The following is a 16,781-nucleotide window of genomic DNA, read 5'->3' as shown; positions in this document are numbered from 1 at the left end:
CCCGGCGTCTCCCTGGCGGTGTCGATCATTCTGTTCGAGGGTGCCCTCACCCTTCGCTTCAGCGAGATCCGGGGCCTGGAGAAAACCGTGCGCCGGCTGGTCACCTGGGGGGCGCTGATCACCTGGGGCGTGGTGACGCTGTCCGCCTGGGGCTTGCTTGATCTGCCGCTGGAGCTGGCACTGCTGTTCGGCGCCCTGGTGGTGGTCACCGGCCCCACGGTGATCGTGCCGTTGCTGCGCAGCGTGCGCCCCAAGGCCAGCGTGGCGCGGCTGCTGCGCTGGGAGGGCATCGTTATTGATCCGCTCGGGGCGATTCTGGCGGTACTCGCCTACGAGCTGGTGGTGGCCACCGGCCAGCAAGGTGCCCTGCTGCACGGGCTGTGGCTGTTTTTCCAGGCGATCGCGGTGGGCGCCGCCATGGGCACCATCGTGGCGTTCGCGCTGAGCGCCCTGCTCAGCCGCCACCTGGTGCCGGAGTATCTGCGCAGCTTCCTGGTGCTGTCCTCGGTGATCGGCTCCTTCGTGCTGTCCAACAGCATCAGCGAGGAATCCGGCCTGGTGACGGTCACCGTGGCCGGCATCGTGATGGCCAACCGCAAGGGCGTGCGCACCGACGACATTCTCCACTTCAAGGAGAACCTGTCGGTGATGCTGATTTCGGTGCTGTTCATCGTGCTGGCCGCGCGCCTGGAAATGGAGCAGCTGCTCAGCCTGGGCGCCACCGCCCTGCTGGTGCTGGCGATCATCCAGCTGGTGGCGCGGCCGTTGTCGGTGTGGGTGGCGACCCTGGGCAGCAGCCTGAACTGGCGCGAGAAGGCGCTGCTGGCGTGGATCGCGCCGCGCGGCATCGTCGCCGCGGCGGTGTCCGCCCTGTTCGCCCAGCGTCTGGAAGAAAACGGCGTGGCCGGCGCCGAGCTGCTGGTGCCGCTCACCTTCATGGTGATCATCGGCACGGTGGCGCTGCAGAGCGTCACCGCCCGGCCGCTGGCGCGGCTGCTCAAGGTGGCCGAGCCGGGCCCCAGGGGCTTCCTGATCATCGGCGCCAATCCGGTGGCCCGCGCCATCGGCCAGACCCTGAGCCAGAACAATTTCCCGGTGATCCTCACCGATTCCAGTTGGGAGAGCATCCGCACCGCGCGCATGGAAGGGCTGCCCACCTTCTACGGCAACCCGGTCTCCAGCCACGCGGATCAGTACCTGGACCTGGTGGGCTACGGCAAATTGCTGGGCCTGAGCCCGCGCCGGGAACTGAACACCATGGCGACCATGCGCTACCGTCTGGAATTCGGCGAACCCAATGTCTACAGCCTGCCCTGGCAGAGCGAGAAGGAAGAGAAGCACGACGTGGCCGCGCACCACCGGGGCGCCACCCTGTTCGGGCCGGACATGACCTATGCTCGGCTTGCCAGCCTGCTCAGTCAGGGCGCGGACATCAGCAAGACGCGGATCACCGAGGAGTTCGACTTCAAGGCCTATCTGGCGGTGGAGAACCGGCAGGTCTGGCCGCTGTTCGCGGTGGACAGCAAGGACCGGATCCACGTGTTCACGTCCGAGTCCCAGCCGGAGCCCCGGGCCGGCTGGTCGGTAATCGGTTTGATCAAGGAAGAGCAAAGCGCCGAAGAGAACGGCGACCAGGCGTCCTAGCGGGGCGCCGCCGATTCCGAATTGAAGGAGTCGATCAGGCCGCACACCCTGCCGTCGCCCAGATGGCAGTCCGGGGCCCGCGACCAGTCGTCCATGGCGGCGCGCATGCGCGCGCTCAACTCGCTCAGTTCACGGATGCGCGCTTCCACTTCGGCGAGGCGCGCCTCGATCAACGACCGCACCCTCGGGCACGGCGTTTCCCCGCCCTCCGACTCTTCGATCAGTTCACGCACGTCGCCGAGCGTGAAGCCCAGGCTGCGTGCTTTCAGCGCGAAGCGCAGCCGCGACAGGTCGACGCCGTTGTACTGGCGGTAGCCGTTGTGTGGGTCGCGACGCGGCGTCAGCAGGCCCAGATCGGTGTAGTGGCGAACGGTTTCGGCGGTGGTGTCGGCCCGCCGGGCCAGATCGGTAACGCGCATGGCGATCGACTCCGGTAATGCAAAGTTAGCGTTCGGGGCTCAGGCGGCGGCCCGGTCCCGGTCCGCCGGCGGCACGCCGTAAAAGCGCTCTCGAATCTCTTCATAGCGGGCCCACTCCTGTTCCCAGCGGGCCGCGTCCCAGCCCAGCAGTTCGCCGGTGAGCGCGCGCAGCCGCTCCGCCAGGCCGGCGCCGCCGTCACGGCGCAGCAGACCCAGCCGGGTGCGGCGCAGCAGCAGGTCGTCCAGATGCACCACCGCCTCGTGGCTGAGCACCCAGCGCAACAGCGCCTCGTCGTCCTGGACGCCATGAAGGAACTGGTCCACCTGTTCCGGCGCGTCCGGCAGCGGCCGGAACAAGGGGGCGTTGCTGCGCCGGGCGCGGCGCGCCTCCCGCGGGCCCAGCAGGCCGGCGGCGCAGAGCGCGTCCAGGGCGATCAGCCGGAAGGTGGTGAGCTTGCCGCCACTCACGGTGACCACGCCGTTCTCTTCCCACACCGCGTGGTCGCGGCGCTCCTTGGAAGGATCCTTGCCGTCGCCGGAGGCGATCACCGGGCGCACCCCGGCCATGGTGGAGAGGATGTCCTCGCGGCCCAGGTTCACCTTCGGGAACTGTCCGTTGATCAGTTCCAGCAGGTAGTCCACTTCCGCGCCGCTGGCGCGGGCCTCCTGGTCCAGGCTGTCGCCGTGATCCAGGTCGGTGGTGCCGATGCAGGTGACCCCTTCCCACGGGAACACGAACACCGGCCGGTCGTCGCGGGGGTTGATCAGCGTCAGGCAGTCGGCCACCGGCAGCCGCGCCGGGTCGACGAACAGATGGCTGCCGCGCAGCGGGCGGATGCGTTGCCCGGCGCCGCCCAGGCGGTTGGCCCAGGCGCCGGTGGCGTTGATCACCGCGCCGGCACTCAGGGTCAGGCTGTCGCCGCTTTCCAGATCGGTGACGTCCACCCGGGCGCGGCCGTTATCGGTGCGGCCGTTCTCGGTGCGGCCGTTCTCGGTGCGGCCGTTCTCGGTGCGGATAGCGGTGGCGCGGGCGTAATTGAGCGAACGGCCGCCATGCCGGGCCGCTTCCAGGAGGCAGCGCACCACCAGCCGGCAATCGTCGGTGAGGGCGTCGGTGTAGCTCATGGCGCCGTTCAGGCCCGCCGTATCCAGCCCCGGCACCCGCATCAGCACCTCGGCGCGGGGCACGAAACGGTGGTCGCGAATGCCGGCCAGAAAGTCGTACAGCGACAGCACCGCGGTCATCGGCCAGCGCCCCGGGAACCGGCCGTCACGCAGTGGGAACAGGTACTGGGCCCGCTCCACCAGGCCGGGCAGATCGCGCAGCAGCCGCTCCCGCTCGCGCAGGGCGTCGCGGGTCAGGCGCACTTCGCCCTGGGCGATATAGCGCAGCCCGCCGTGGACCATCTTCGACGAGCGGCTGGAGGTGCCCCAGGCGAAATCCTGCTGTTCCAGCAGCAGCGCCTTGCGCCCCTGGCGGGCCGCTTCCAGCAACACGCCGGCGCCGGTGATGCCGCCGCCGATCACGATCAGGTCCCATTGTTCCCCGGCCAGTTCGGCCAGTGACGCACGCTTCGCCAGCATGGTGTCTCCTTGGATTGTGTGAACGCTTTGCCTCCGGGTGGCACGACCGTTCCTTTTTCGTGGTCAGTCTGCTACAAACGCCGGATGCCTTCATCCTACTCATTATCCCCGGTTCTTTTGCAGCCGCATTGCACCCGCGCCGAATTCGACGCCGTGGTGGAGGTGCTGGCCCGCGCCTTCGTCGACGATCCGTTCTGGCGCTGGCTGTGCCGGCCGGAGGATTTCCAGGTCCGCCTGCGGCGCGGCATGGCCGCGCAGCTGCGCCACCTGGCCCTGCCCGGACGGGTCGATCATATACCCGGTGTGGGGGCGGCGCTGTGGTCGCCGCCGGGCCAGTGGCGTCTGGGGCTGTGGCAGCAGCTTCGCTTCCTGCCCGACTTCGCGGCGATTACCGGGCTCACCCGCCTGCCCGGCCGCCTGGGCGGCATCCAGCATATTCAGCAACTGCATCCGAAGCGACCCCACTGGTACCTGCAGGTGCTGGGGGTGGCGCCGGACCAGCAGGGGCGCGGCCACGCCCGCCGCCTGCTGGCGCCAGTGCTCGCCCTGTGCGACCGGGACCGCCACGGTGCCTTCCTGGAGACCTGCGAGCCGGACAACCTACCGCTCTACCGCCGCTTCGGTTTCGAGGTGATCCGCGAGGACCGGGTCACCGCCGACGGTCCTCCGATCTGGCTGATGTGGCGCCCGCCGCCGCTTTAAGAGACCGCGATCGCATCCCGGTGCTACCCTACTTTACCGATTTTTACCGCACCGCTATGGTTTCGGTGCCCTGATCGCTTATTGTTGAGCCACTCAGGAACAATGGATAACAAGGAGTAATGATGAAACGCACTGCCGGATGCCTCTTACTGGCCGGGGCTTTGTCCCTGTCCGCTTGCAGCACCATCAATCCCTACACTGGGGAAAAACAGACTTCCAAGGCCGCCGGCGGCGCCGCCATCGGCGCGGTGAGCGGCGCGCTGATCGGTATCGCCACCTCGGACAGCGCCAAGGAGCGCAAAGAGCGGGCCCTGGCCGGGGCCGGTATCGGCGCCATCGCCGGCGGCGGCGTGGGCTACTACATGGACGTCCAGGAAGCCAAGCTGCGTCAGAAACTGGAAGGCTCGGGCGTTTCCGTCACCCGTGACGGCGAGAACATTATTCTCAACATGCCGGGTAACGTGACCTTCGACACCGACAGCACCCAGGTGAAATCCTCGTTCCGTTCCGTGCTGGACTCCGTGTCCGAAGTCCTCAAGGAATACGATTCCACCATGCTGCAGATCGCCGGCCACACCGACAGCACCGGCGGCGACCGCTACAACCTGCTGCTCTCCCAGCAGCGCGCCCAGGCGGTGGCCGATGTGCTCAGCGGCTACGGCGTGCAGGCCGTGCGCATGGACGTGGTCGGTTTCGGTGAAACCCAGCCGATCGCGGATAACGGTTCGGCGTCAGGCCGCCAGCAGAACCGCCGCGTGGAACTGACCCTGATTCCCTACGAGGAATAATCCAGGGCTCCGCGCCACCGCCTCAGGCGGTGCCGGCCCGGCGTAGCCGCCAGACCAGCACCGCCAGGGGCACCATCAGCATCACCACCAGCATGTACGGAAAACGGTGGTCGAGCGTGTACAGCCCGGTGCCCACCAGTGGCCCGAGCACGAACCCCAGCGACGGACACGCACTGGCCAGCCCGGCCACCCTGCCCTGCTCCGAACTGTCCACCCTCAGGCTCGCCAGCGACATGATCGCCGGCATGCCGAAACCGATCCCCATACCCACCAGCATCACCGCCAGGGTCATCCCCAGACGGCTGTCGAACAGCCACAGCACGCCGGCGCCCAGGCCGATGGCCGGACCCGCCAGGGCCAGCAACACCAATGCCGGCGCGCGCAGCCATTGCACCACCAGAATCTGGCCGGTCAGCGAGGTGATCGCCGCCGCCATCATGGCGGTGCCCAGGGCGCCGGCCGCTTCGCTGGGCGACATGTTCAGCGCGTCCTGAAACAGAAAGCCCAGGGTTTGCTGAACCAGCGCGAAGCTCATGAACAGCACTACCCCGGTGATCAACAGATCGCGGAAACGGCGGTCGGTATAGGCGCGCAGGCCGGTGGCCAGCACCGTGCGCCGGCGCTGCACCGGCGGCTCGCCGCGGTACGGCGACGGCGGCAGGAAAAACAGAATAAACACCGCCATCAAGGCCACCAGACCGGCCACCAGATAGAGCGGCAGCACCAGCGCCACCGCCGCCAGCATGCCGCCGATGCCCGGGCCCAGCACGGTGCCCAGGTTGTTGGCGGCGCCGATGCGGCCCATGCCGCGGGTGCGCGCCTCCGGCGCGGTGATGTCCGCGGTATAGGCCGCCGCCGACGGCGGCGTGGCGGCCATGATCACCGCCTGGCTCATGCGCGCGGCCACCAGCAGCGCCACCAGAACGCCGCCGCTCACCCAGCCGGCCAGCCCGGCCTGGAACACCAGCGCGAACAGCAGCGTGCCGGTGGCGTAGCCGCTCAGGCCGATGATCAGGATCGGCCGGCGGCCGTAGAGTTCACTGAGGTAGCCCCACACCGGGCTGGCCAGGGCGAAGGCCAGCGACGAGCAGCTGATGATCAGCCCCACCTGGATCTCGGCCAGGCCGGTGGCCCGGCCCAGGGACGGCAGCAGCGTGAACACCAGGGTCTGGCCCAGGGCGGTGACGCCCACCGCGGCAAGCAGCAGGCTTTGGGTAAAGGTCGAAGACCTGGCAACCGGCGATAATGACAAAGAGGGCCTCCTATCGGGCCCGCTAATATATCACCTTCGTTGCCCTATCGCCGCCGCTAGTTGTTTTCTTCGGAAAGCAGGAAGTGGGCGCGGGCAATGGTAATCGGCTCTTCCCGGCGTTTCTGCCAGGCGCTGATGTGCACATTGGCGATGCGACGGCCCAGGCGGGTGATGCGGCATTCGGCGAAGGTGTCGCGGAACAGGCCGGCGCGCAGGTAGTCGATGGTGAAATCGATGGTCTTGGGCACCTTGGGCTCGCCCATTTCCAGCAGGATGAAGATGATCGCGGCCTGCTCCATGAAGCCGGCCACGGCGCCGCCGTGCAACGCCGGCAAGGTGGGGTTGCCGATATTGTTTTCGTTGCGCGGCAGAATGAAGGTCAGTTCCTCGCCCTGCACCAGCAACTCGATACCCAGGAAGCGGGCATAGGGCACCCGGTCCACCAGGTCCTGGTAATTGGCTTCGCCGTTGCGGCAGGCTTCGATCAAGGCTTTCAGTGAATCGGTCATCAGGACACCACCCGCCCGTTTTTATCCAGTTTCATGCGTGTGTAGGTGGCCAGGCCGGTGGCCACCGGCTCCCCCTCTTCCTCGCCCTCTTCCCAGGTGGTCAGCCGCACGAAGGTGACGTTGGGCGTGAGCCGGTAGCAGCTGGCGTAGCAGATCACCGCCTTGCCCGGTGTCGGGGCGTGCAGGTGGTCGACGCGGAAATCGATGGTCGGCGTGATTTCGAAGTTGGGGTACAGGCGGCAGCTGTTCGCCATGCCGCCGGCCTGGTCCATCATCGCGAAGATGGCGCCGCCGTGCAGCACACCGGTGTCCGGGTTGCCGACCAGGTCCTCGCGCCAGGGCAGGCGCACACGGACGCCGTCTTCTTCAGCGCTGAGCACTTCCATACCCAGGTTGCGGGAATGGCGCACGGTCTCCAGGGACCGGTTACAGACGTCCATGCGGGTGTAAGGGGGCTTTGAATTTGTCACGGGGGCCAATGCTCTGTTACTGCGGGCCCGGCAAGATTACCGCCTACCCTTACTCCGGATCAATTGCTATCAGCGGAGCCTCCATGGCACCACGTCCTTCCGTGAAATCATCACTGCGCGCATTGAGCCATATGGTGGAGCGCCGCCGTCATCCGCGGCGCTTCATTCAGACCGACAAAACGCCCTGGGACGAAATTTACCGCAACGGCATCATGGCGCTGCGTCATTACAGTTTGCCGCCGATGGCGCGGATTCCGGTCGGCGACGAGGAGATACCGGTACGGCGGGAGAAGCATCGTATTCCGTTGATTCTGGTGCCGGCGCTGGGCATCCACTGCTGGACCTACGACCTGATGCCCAACCGGTCCATGGTCCGTTATCTGATGGCGCGCGGCCACGACGTCTATCTGATCGACTGGGGCCAGCCGTCCCAGGCCGACCGCGACCTGGACCTGGACACCTACGTGAACCAGTGGTTGCCGCAGGTGGTGGAGCGGGTGCGCGAGCACACCGGGTCGGACCAGGTGAATCTGCTCGGCTACTGCATGGGCGGGCTGCTGTGCATGCTCTATCTGGGCAGCCACCCGGGGGCACCGGTGCGCAGTCTGTCGACCATCGCCAGCCCGGTGAATTTTCATAAAAGCGGGCCGTTCGGCAAGATTTTCAGCCTCGCGGCGATTCCCGCCATGCAGGCCCACGACTGGTTCCAGGTGCGCCTGGAGCCGCTCGACAGCAAGCTGTTCCACATTCCCGCCCGGCTGCTGTCGCTGGGCTTCAAGATGACCAACCCGCCGGGGCTGGTGCAGTCCTATGTGGATTTGCTGCGCAATATGGGCGACCGGGACTACCTCACCGAGTACATGACCATGGGCCAGTGGTTCAACGACATGGTCGATTACCCGGGGGCGGTGGTGCGCGAAGTGATCGAGAAGATGGTGCTCGCCAACAGCCTCGCCGACGGCCGTCTCAGCATCGGCGGGCGGCCGGTGGATTTCGGCGCCATCACCCAGGATCTGCTGGCGTTCGGCGGACGCACCGACCGCATCGTCAGCCTGCGCGCCGCGCGGGAGATTCTCAAAGTGGTGGGCAGCCGCGAGAAGCGGTTCGAGGAAGCCCCCGGCGGCCACGCCGGGGTGTTCGCCGGCAGCAAGGCGCCCGGCCAGTGCTGGCGGGTGATCGCCGACTGGCTGGAGGCGCGCGCCGACTGAGCGCTACTCGGGCGGACCGATGGTGGGCTTGGCGACCTCGGAGGTGGCCAGCTCCACCGCCTGCTGCAGGCTGCTGGTCATCTGCGAGGTATAGCGGTAGACCAGGAACGGCACCGCGTCGTCACCGAACTTGAGCATGGAAGAGCGGATGAACCCCCACTTGAGGGCGGCCTGCTCCAGGGTGCGGTTGAGGTTGCCGTCGCCACGGTGGGCGGCCTGCACCCGCTTGAGCCGGTCGGAAAACGCCGGCACCGCCTGCTCGAAGGCGCCGCGATCCTGTTGCGCCTCATCGTCGCCGTCGTTGTTGTCGGCGATGATCGCCACGTAGGACGAGGTCAGTTGTTGCAGCTCGCTGATCAGCCCGTGGACGTCGTCGTAGTCGCCGTCGGCGGCGCCTTCGAAGTCGTCGATGGCGGCGGCCATTTCCGCCGGCAGGTCGTCCAGCCGCCGCGGGTCGCCGGACGCCGCTTCGCCCTCGGCGTCGCCGGGGGCCGGCAGGGCCTGGTCGGCGGCCATGCGTTGCCACTGGTCGGCGAGATCCGCGACCAGGGCCCGCTCCGCGTCGGACTCGCTGGCGGCGCGCAGTTCATCCAGCGCTTCGGCGGCCTGCTGAGCGGCTTCGTTGAGCGCTACCCGGTAGGTGTCGTTGCCGTCCATCACGGCATACATGTGATAATCCGTGCGCACTTGCCAAAGATGGTGCTCCAGATCCTCCAACTGGGCGCGGCTCAGGGCCGCGCTCGCGGCCATCGGGGCCGCCAGCCCGGTTATCGACAACACCACCGCCAAGGCGCCCCTGGAAAGGGTTCGCATAGCATCTCCTATTGCATTTCTTTTTGTTGCCCAGCCCGAGGACAAACGCGGCAAAGATAGTACATAGCGCCGCCTTTTACCAATGCGCAATATTGCGCGGGGTCAGCGGCCGGGCCTGCTGAGTTCCGTATAGAGCGCCTGGTATTCCTGCGTCAGCTTGTGCTTGGGGCTCCAGTTGATCAGCGGCGTGGCGCACTCGTGGGATTCGCGCATGGCGACGCTGGCGGACAGCTTGCTGTCGAGGATCGGCAGGCCCTCCTCCACCAGCGACGCCACCAGTTCCTTGGGCAGGCGCGCGCGCGGCTGATACTGATTCACCACGATGCCCTGCACGCGCAGGTCCTCGTTGTGATCCTCGCGGGTCTCCTGAACGTTCTCCAGCAGGGAATAGAGCGCCTTGCGGGAAAACGCATCGCAGTCGAAGGGAATCAGCACCCCGTCGGCGGCGATCAGCGCGGACAGGGTGTAGAAATTAAACGCCGGCGGCGTGTCCACATAGATGGCGTCGAATTCCCGGCCCAGGCTTTTCAGCAGGCCGCGCAGCTTGTAGATCTTGTGCTTGGATTCGAGCAGGTGCTCCACCTCGCCCAGTTCACCGTCGGAGGGCAACACGTACAGGTTTTCGAACTTGGTGAGATGCACGTAATCGCGAGGCGCTTTTTCCTTGAGCTTGAACGACAGCGTCTGCGCGAAGAAGGTGCCGATGTTGGGCGTCGGCCCCTGCTCCTGCTGATACGCGCCCATGCCCAGCAGGTACTGGCTGGCGTTGCATTGTGGATCCAGGTCCACCACCAGCGTCTTGTTGCCCCGGGCGGCGCTGATCGCCGCCAGATTCACGGTGATACTGGATTTACCCACACCGCCTTTCTGATTAAACACCACGGTTCGCATGCACGGTTCTCCTTACCTGAATGGCGCAATGATACACAGGGGCCGGAACGGCTCCCAGGCCGCAGCGACGTGGGCGGCTGTCATCCTTCGTCCACAAAAACTGTGGATAACCCCGTTAACAAGCCGTTGAAGAGTGGCGGCGGCGCCGACACCATGCCGCCTCCGACGAATTGATCGTTCCCTGGCCAGTGCGGGGTAAATGCGCAGCAGAAAGACATTTACCCCCCTTGTCCCGCTTCCCGTTTTGCGCTCAGTATAGATATACACCATGTTTACCACGGAGTGATCCATGAGCGCCGTTACCCCCTTTGCGCCCGTTCCCACCGGCAGCCCCCTCAAGGCGGTCCCCGGAGATCCGGGCTGGCCGCTGGTCGGGCACACTCTGACCAGTATGCGTGATCCAGTGGGCCTGATGCGACAGCGTTACGACCAGTACGGTCCGGTGTCCTGGACCCGGCTGTTCGGCCTGCGGGTGGTGCAGATGCTGGGCCCGGACGCCAACCAGTTCGTGCTGATGAACAAGGGCGACCTGTTCTCCAACCACGGCGGCTGGGACTTTTTCATCGGCCCGTTTTTCCATCGCGGCATCATGCTGCTGGATTTCGAGGAGCACCGCTGGCACCGGCGCATCATGCAGCAGGCGTTCACCAAAAACGCGCTGCGCGGCTATCTGGAGCGCATGGGGCCGCGCATCACCGCCGGCCTGGACACTTGGCCGGAGGGCGGCATCAAGGTGCTGCCCCGGGTCAAGCGGCTGACCCTGGACCTGGCCACCGATGTGTTCATGGGCCAGGAACTGGGCCCGCGCTCCGAACAGGTCAACCGGGCGTTCGTGGACACGGTGCGCGCCGGCACCGCGCTGCTGCGCTTCCCGGTGCCGGGGCTGCGCTGGTCCAAGGGGCTGCGCGGCCGGCGGGTGCTGGAGCAACTGTTCCGCGATGAGATCCCGACGAAACGGGCCCAGGAAGACAACGACCTGTTCAGCGCGCTTTGCCACGCCACCACCGAGGACGGCGACCGCTTCTCCGACGACGATGTGGTCAACCACATGATCTTCCTGATGATGGCGGCCCACGACACCACCACCATCACCCTGTCCAACCTGTTCTACCACCTGGCCAGCGCGCCGGAATGGCAGGAGCGCCTGCGCGAGGAAAGCCGCGCGCTGGGCAAAACCCAACTGGAATACGAGGACCTGGAGAAGCTGCCGGGCATCGGCCTGGCCATGAAGGAGGCGCTGCGCCTGTGCGCGCCGGTGCCGTCGCTGCCCCGCCGCACCGTGCGTGACGTGGAATACGACGGCTTCCATATACCCAAGGGCAGCTTTATTACCATGGCGCCCTACTTCACCCACTATATGGAAGAGTACTGGCCGGACGCGGAGCGCTTCGATCCGGAGCGGTTCGCCGAACACCGCCGCGAGGACAAGGTGCACCCCTATGCCTGGGTGCCCTTCGGCGGCGGCGCGCACAAATGCATCGGCCTGCATTTCGCCGACATGCAGGTGAAGGCGATCCTCCACCAGGTGCTGTTGAAGTACCGCTGGCGGGTGCCGGCGGACTATGTGATGCCGGTGGACACCACCAGCCTGCCGGTGCCCAAGGACGGCCTGCCGGTGACGCTGGAACGGCTGTGACCGTTTCGGCGGCCGGCGTCCCGGCGGCCGGCGGCCGCGGTCAGCCGCTGACGGTCTCGCCGTCGCGCAGCGTCACCAGCTCTTCCGCCGAGGTGGGGTGAATGCCCACGGTGGCGTCGAAGTCCGCCTTGGTGGCGCCCATGCGCACCGCCACGGCGAACCCCTGGGTGATCTCGGCGGACTCTTCGCCGGCCATGTGCAGGCCCACCACCCGGTCGCTGGCGTCGTCGACGATCAGCTTCATCATGGATTTTTCCTGGATGTCACTGAGCGTGTAGCGCATCGGCCGGAACTGGCTCTTGTAGACCCGGATGGTGCCGTACTCGGCCAGCGCTTCTTCCTGGCTGAGCCCCACGGTGCCGATGTTCGGGTGGCAGAACACGGCGGTGGGCACATCGCGGTAGTCCAGCGGCGCCTTCGGTTTGTGCTCGCCGAACAGGTGCGCCGCCAGCCACATGCCTTCGGCCAGGGCCACCGGGGTGAGCTGCAGCCGGTCGGTGACGTCGCCCAGGGCGTGGATGCCCGGCTCGCTGGTCTGGAAGGCGTCGTCCACGATTACCGCGCCGTTGTCGCGGGTCTGCACCGACACACCCTCGGCGAACAGGCCGTCCAGCTTGGGCACCCGGCCGGTGGCGTAGAACACCTCATCCACCACCAGGCTGTCGCCGTTCAACAGACGCAGGGTTTTCTCGCCGTCGGCGTCGCCTTCAATGGCGCTAACGTCGGTGTTCACATGGATATGAATGCCGGCGGCGGCCATGCGCTCGGCGACGAACTCGCGAATTTCACCGTCGAAGCCGCGCAGGATCAGATCGCGGCGGTAAAGCTGATGCACTTCCACGCCCAGGCCGTTGAGGATGGAGGCGAATTCGCAGGCGATGTAACCGCCGCCGACCACGGCGACGCGCTCGGGCAGTTTATCCAGATAGAACAGATCGTCGGAGATGCGCACCAGATGGTCGCCGGGCAGTTCCGGCACATGGGGCTTGCCGCCGGTGGCGATCAGAATGTGCTTACACTCCAGAACACGGTCGCCGTCCACGGATACCCGGCCGGGGCCCTCGATGCGGCCGTGGCCTTCAAACACGGTGACGCCGGCGTTATCCAGGATGCGGTTGTAGATGCCGTTGAGCCGTTCGATCTCACGGGTCTTGTTGTCGCGCAGGGTGTTCCAGTCGAAGCGCCAGCCGTCCAACTGGTACCCGTAGCTGGCGGCCAGCTCGAACTCTTCCGGGAAGCCGGCGCCGTAGGCGAACAGCTTCTTCGGCACGCAGCCCACGTTGACGCAGGTGCCGCCGAAGAACCGTTCCTCGATAATCGCCACCCGGGCGCCGTGGCCGGACGCCATGCGCGCGGCGCGGACACCGCCGGAACCGGCACCGATGACCACCAGATCGAATTCGTCAGACAAAACACTCTCCTTAATCGTAGACCGCTGCGGGATGGCCGCTATTGTGGCGGCCACCCGGTGAAGAACAAGGCCAGGCGGTTAATCACCCTGATAGCGTGCCCTTATGCCGCCGCGCCCACGCCCTCAGGCGCCGACCCGGAAACGGGCGAACGGCGCGTGCAGGCTGGGCCGCCCCTGGCGCAGATAGAGCCCCGGCTCGATCGGCGGCCACAGCTCTTCCAGGGGCATGGAGTCGCCGTTGGCGTTGACCATGCGGGCATGGTGGCGGCGCAGCTGTCGCGGCTCCCCCACCCCGCAGGCGTGGGCGATGGTCTCCACTTCCTTGACCAGATTGGCGTGGAAATGCGCCACCCGCGCGCCCTTCTCGCTGGGCACCAGACCGCGCTGCAGGCGCGGGTTGTGGGTGGTGACCCCGGTGGGACAGGTATTGCGGTTGCACTGCATCGCCTGGATGCAGCCCAGCGCGAACATATAGCCGCGCGCGGAGACACAGAAATCCGCGCCTATGGCGATGGCCCAGGCGACCATGGACGGCGTGATCAGTTTGCCCGAGGCGATGATGCGAATCCGGTCCTGCAGCGCGAAGCCGTCGCGCAGGTCCACCACCAGCGGTAACGACTCGGCCAGGTTCAGCCCCACGTCGTCCATCAGCGACATGGGCGCGGCGCCGGTGCCGCCGTCGCCGCTGTCCACGGTGATGAAGTCCGGCGCGCTCTCCAGGCCCCGTTCATGGATTTCCATGAACAGCTCTTCCAGCCACTGCCAGGAACCGATCACCGTCTTGATGCCGGTGGGCTTACCGGTCACCCGGCGCACCCGCTCAATCATGTCCAGCAAATCCCCGGCGCTGCGGATGCCGGGCTGGCCGTTGGGGCTCACCGACGCCTGCCCCACCGGAATGCCACGAATGCGAGCAATGTCCGGGGTGACCTTCTCCGCCGGCAGAATGCCGCCTTTGCCCGGCTTGGCGCCCTGGCTGAGCTTGATCTCGAACATCTTCACCGATTGCAGGCGGGCCACCTCCCGCAGCTTTTCATCGCTCAGGTTGCCCTCCTGATCGCGCACGCCGTAATAGGCGGTGCCGATCTGGAACACCAGATCACAATGCCCTTCCAGGTGCATTTCGGTGAGGCCGCCTTCGCCGGTGTTCAGCCAGCAGCCCGCCTGGCCGGCGCCCCGGGACAGGGCCCGCACCGCCGGCGTGGACAGCGCGCCGAAGCTCATCGCCGAAATATTGTGGAAGCTGCGTGCCACGAACGGCTGGTCGGCGTGGGGGCCGATCATCAACGGCAGGGTTTCGGCGGCGTCCTTTTCCAGGGTCGGATAAGGCGTATTCAGAAAGACGATGCGGCCGGCGGCGTTCTGCTTGGTGGTGCCGAACGCCACCGTATTGCTCAGATCCTTGGCGGCGCGGTAGACCCAGCTGCGCTGGGCGCGGTTAAACGGCAGCTCTTCCCGGTCCATGGCAAAGAAATACTGACGGAAAAACTCGCCGATATGCTCGAAAAAGTAGCGAAAACGACCGATCAGAGGGTAATTCCGTCGAATCGCGTGGGCTTTCTGGAAATAGCGATCCTGCACCCACAGGACCATGGCCGCCACGGTCACCAGAAACACCATTAACAGCAGGCCCAAGGCCAGCCAGGTGGTCAGCACATTGACCCAGGCATGCAACTGCTCGGAGAGCATAGGACCTCCTCTAATCGCCCGAAGCCATGCTATCACTATAACCCGGCCCCGCCATCCGGGTTGGCCGCTGAAAATCACCGTCTGATGCGAAAAGGTGAGAACCCGGACTAATAATCCGCACAGGGCACCTAGCCCGACCGCTAATACTGTGGTATCACTTCAACTGGAATCGGGATGTAAAATCAGTAAGAGACAAAACAATGAAATTACCGGGGGTCTGCGGCCTGGTTTTGGCACTGGGGGTGTCGATGCCGGCCATCGCGGAAAACATCTACACCTACCGTGGCGACGGCGGCGAAATCCTGTTCACGGACAAGCCCCGCGCCAAGGTGGACGCCAGCTATACCCTGCTCTCCGTGCGCAAGGGCTGGAATTACACCCCCACCACCCTGAGCGCCGCCCGGCGTGACCGCTACGACACCGTGATCGCGCGCGCCGCCGACGATTTCGGCGTCGAACCAGCCCTGGTGAAAGCGGTGATCCACGCCGAATCCCTGTTCGACCGCACCGCCGTGTCGCGGGTCGGCGCCCAGGGTCTGATGCAGCTGATGCCGCGCACCGCCCGCTACCTGGAAGTGGCCGACCCGTTCGACGCCAGCGCCAACATCCACGGCGGCACCCGTTTCCTCGCCTACCTGCAGAACAAATTCAGCACCCTGGACCAGGTCCTAGCGGCCTACAACGCCGGCGAAGGCAACGTGCGGCGTTACGGCGGCATCCCGCCGTTTCCGGAAACCCAGGCCTACGTGAAAAAGGTCAAACAGCTGCGGCTGCGCTACCAGCTGCAACTGGCCAAGGGAGACGCGGTCGCCAGCCGCTAAAGGTCGCTGACCCCGATCCAGGGGCCGTCGTAATCAATCCGGTAGCGTTTCAGGCAATAGCCCTGGGCGCCGCGGCACTGACCGCTGCTCAGGGAAAACTCCAGCCCGTGCCCGGGACAGCGCAGCACCTCGCCGCGCACCGAGGCCCTCTCCAGGGGAAACTCCCCGTGCGGGCAGCGGCGCTGCACCAGCCAGGTGGCGCCGTCCTCATGAATCAGCAGTAACTCCTCGCGGCCGATTTGCACCGGCAGCCGCAGCCCGTCGTACAGATCCAGCGTGCGGATAAGGCGATGGAACATTCCGCGCTCTCCTCCCCCTGCGATGCCGCCAACCTTAGCATGCGATTGCCGGATCGTCCCGGGCCGGGGTGTCGGACTGTGGGAGCGGGCCCCGCCCGCGAAAGGGTGGCTTTAGCCACCCGGCAGGATTCCAGAGGCCTTTTGTGTTCCGGTGTCCGGCGCTCCGTATCCGAGACGCGGGGCAATGGTGGTGCCTTCCGGGACCGCTCAAGCCATCCCTGGCCGCTGTTAGTTTGGCCATCCCTGGCCAAACAGCTCCCTCCAGGCACCACCATTGCCCCGCTCACTTTGCAGCGGCACCGCCACGGGTCCCAAAACCGCCCGAACCATTCTAAGAAGCTCGGTTTGTGGGAGCTTGCCTTGCAAGCGAAAGGCCGGCAAAGCCGGCCGGCAGGATTCCAGAGACGCTGTTGGTGCTGCCGTTAGAAGAGCCTCTGGCATCCTGCCGGGAGCTTCGCTCCCTTTCGCGGGCATGGCCCGCTCCCACAAGGCTTAATCCCACACCCCCCAGCTTCGTAGAAAGGTTCGGCGCCGGCGATAACCCGGAACACCGGAATCTCACTCCGGAGCGGGTCTGTGTTATGCCCTTCCGGGACCCTGGAGGACAGGACGTCCGACAGGGAGCGTACAGGGACGTATTCACAG

16 protein-coding genes are annotated in these 16,781 nt (G+C 66.1%); 6 read left to right on the top strand and 10 right to left on the bottom strand.

The window, feature by feature from the left end; translation table 11 throughout:
* Positions 1-1,644, top strand: a 1,644-nt coding sequence (locus tag ACEQZD_RS05795; RefSeq protein ID WP_370184540.1) for a cation:proton antiporter, incomplete at its 5' end; no start/stop codon positions are given.
* Here ACEQZD_RS05795 and ACEQZD_RS05790 read toward each other — a convergent pair.
* Entirely contained in the window at positions 1,641-2,063 is a 423-nt protein-coding gene (locus ACEQZD_RS05790) for a MerR family DNA-binding protein (protein WP_370184537.1), read from the bottom strand. The two genes, ACEQZD_RS05795 and ACEQZD_RS05790, sit on opposite strands and share 4 nt — an antisense overlap.
* 39 nt (positions 2,064-2,102) lie before the next feature.
* Entirely contained in the window at positions 2,103-3,647 is a 1,545-nt protein-coding gene (locus ACEQZD_RS05785; RefSeq protein WP_370184535.1) for an FAD-dependent oxidoreductase, read from the bottom strand.
* 84 nt (positions 3,648-3,731) lie between these two features.
* Here ACEQZD_RS05785 and ACEQZD_RS05780 point away from each other — a divergent pair, with 84 nt between their 5' ends.
* Both ACEQZD_RS05780 and ACEQZD_RS05775 read left to right on the top strand, forming a co-directional pair.
* Positions 3,732-4,349: a GNAT family N-acetyltransferase gene (locus ACEQZD_RS05780; RefSeq protein WP_370184534.1), complete on the top strand. Its 618-nt coding sequence runs from the start codon at positions 3,732-3,734 to the stop codon at positions 4,347-4,349.
* Between the two features lie 122 nt (positions 4,350-4,471).
* A complete protein-coding gene (locus ACEQZD_RS05775; RefSeq protein WP_142949748.1) occupies positions 4,472-5,137 on the top strand; it encodes an OmpA family protein in 666 nt (221 codons plus the stop codon).
* Positions 5,138-5,159: 22 nt separating this feature from the next.
* Here ACEQZD_RS05775 and ACEQZD_RS05770 read toward each other — a convergent pair whose 3' ends face one another.
* Genes ACEQZD_RS05770 through ACEQZD_RS05760 form a run of 3 tightly spaced genes read right to left on the bottom strand, consistent with a single transcriptional unit; the run spans position 5,160 to position 7,368 of the window.
* On the bottom strand, positions 5,160-6,389 hold the full coding sequence (locus ACEQZD_RS05770; RefSeq protein ID WP_370184533.1) for an MFS transporter: 1,230 nt from the start codon (positions 6,387-6,389) through the stop codon (positions 5,160-5,162).
* A 56-nt stretch (positions 6,390-6,445) separates the two neighbouring features.
* Positions 6,446-6,898, bottom strand: coding sequence for a PaaI family thioesterase (locus ACEQZD_RS05765; RefSeq protein ID WP_142949749.1), 453 nt, complete (start codon positions 6,896-6,898; stop codon positions 6,446-6,448).
* Positions 6,898-7,368: a PaaI family thioesterase gene (locus ACEQZD_RS05760; protein WP_255442606.1), complete on the bottom strand. Its 471-nt coding sequence runs from the start codon at positions 7,366-7,368 to the stop codon at positions 6,898-6,900. The genes ACEQZD_RS05765 and ACEQZD_RS05760 overlap by 1 nt, the downstream gene beginning before the upstream one ends.
* 83 nt (positions 7,369-7,451) lie before the next feature.
* Here ACEQZD_RS05760 and ACEQZD_RS05755 point away from each other — a divergent pair, with 83 nt between their 5' ends.
* Positions 7,452-8,576 carry an alpha/beta fold hydrolase gene (locus ACEQZD_RS05755; protein ID WP_194855937.1) on the top strand — a complete coding sequence of 375 codons (1,125 nt, stop codon included), beginning with the start codon at positions 7,452-7,454 and terminating at the stop codon, positions 8,574-8,576.
* 3 nt (positions 8,577-8,579) lie between these two features.
* On the opposite strand, the gene ACEQZD_RS05750 is transcribed toward ACEQZD_RS05755, so the two are convergent.
* On the bottom strand, positions 8,580-9,389 hold the full coding sequence (locus tag ACEQZD_RS05750; RefSeq protein WP_370184531.1) for a hypothetical protein: 810 nt from the start codon (positions 9,387-9,389) through the stop codon (positions 8,580-8,582).
* Between the two features lie 102 nt (positions 9,390-9,491).
* Complete coding sequence (locus tag ACEQZD_RS05745; protein WP_142949752.1) at positions 9,492-10,280, bottom strand: ParA family protein; 789 nt, start codon at positions 10,278-10,280, stop codon at positions 9,492-9,494.
* Positions 10,281-10,569: 289 nt separating this feature from the next.
* Here ACEQZD_RS05745 and ACEQZD_RS05740 point away from each other — a divergent pair, with 289 nt between their 5' ends.
* Positions 10,570-11,916 (top strand): cytochrome P450, encoded by a 1,347-nt coding sequence (locus tag ACEQZD_RS05740; RefSeq protein ID WP_335628871.1) that lies wholly within the window; start codon positions 10,570-10,572, stop codon positions 11,914-11,916.
* Between the two features lie 40 nt (positions 11,917-11,956).
* Here the strand turns inward: ACEQZD_RS05740 and gorA are convergent, their stop codons facing one another.
* Both gorA and ACEQZD_RS05730 read right to left on the bottom strand, forming a co-directional pair.
* Positions 11,957-13,327 (bottom strand): glutathione-disulfide reductase, encoded by a 1,371-nt coding sequence (gene gorA, locus ACEQZD_RS05735; protein WP_142949754.1) that lies wholly within the window; start codon positions 13,325-13,327, stop codon positions 11,957-11,959.
* 123 nt (positions 13,328-13,450) lie between these two features.
* On the bottom strand, positions 13,451-15,016 hold the full coding sequence (locus tag ACEQZD_RS05730) for an FMN-binding glutamate synthase family protein (protein WP_370184528.1): 1,566 nt from the start codon (positions 15,014-15,016) through the stop codon (positions 13,451-13,453).
* 200 nt (positions 15,017-15,216) lie between these two features.
* Between ACEQZD_RS05730 and ACEQZD_RS05725 the strand changes: the two genes are divergently transcribed.
* On the top strand, positions 15,217-15,837 hold the full coding sequence (locus ACEQZD_RS05725; protein ID WP_370184525.1) for a lytic transglycosylase domain-containing protein: 621 nt from the start codon (positions 15,217-15,219) through the stop codon (positions 15,835-15,837).
* Here the strand turns inward: ACEQZD_RS05725 and ACEQZD_RS05720 are convergent.
* Positions 15,834-16,136 carry a Rieske 2Fe-2S domain-containing protein gene (locus ACEQZD_RS05720; RefSeq protein ID WP_194855942.1) on the bottom strand — a complete coding sequence of 101 codons (303 nt, stop codon included), beginning with the start codon at positions 16,134-16,136 and terminating at the stop codon, positions 15,834-15,836. The two genes, ACEQZD_RS05725 and ACEQZD_RS05720, sit on opposite strands and share 4 nt — an antisense overlap.
* Positions 16,137-16,781 lie beyond the last annotated feature (645 nt).

Origin of the sequence: Alloalcanivorax sp., assembly GCF_964221125.1 — a bacterium.
Classification (GTDB): Bacteria; Pseudomonadota; Gammaproteobacteria; order Pseudomonadales; family Alcanivoracaceae; genus Alloalcanivorax; species Alloalcanivorax venustensis.
Note: the sequence above shows the minus strand (reverse complement) of the source record. Positions and strands in the feature narration are given on the sequence as shown.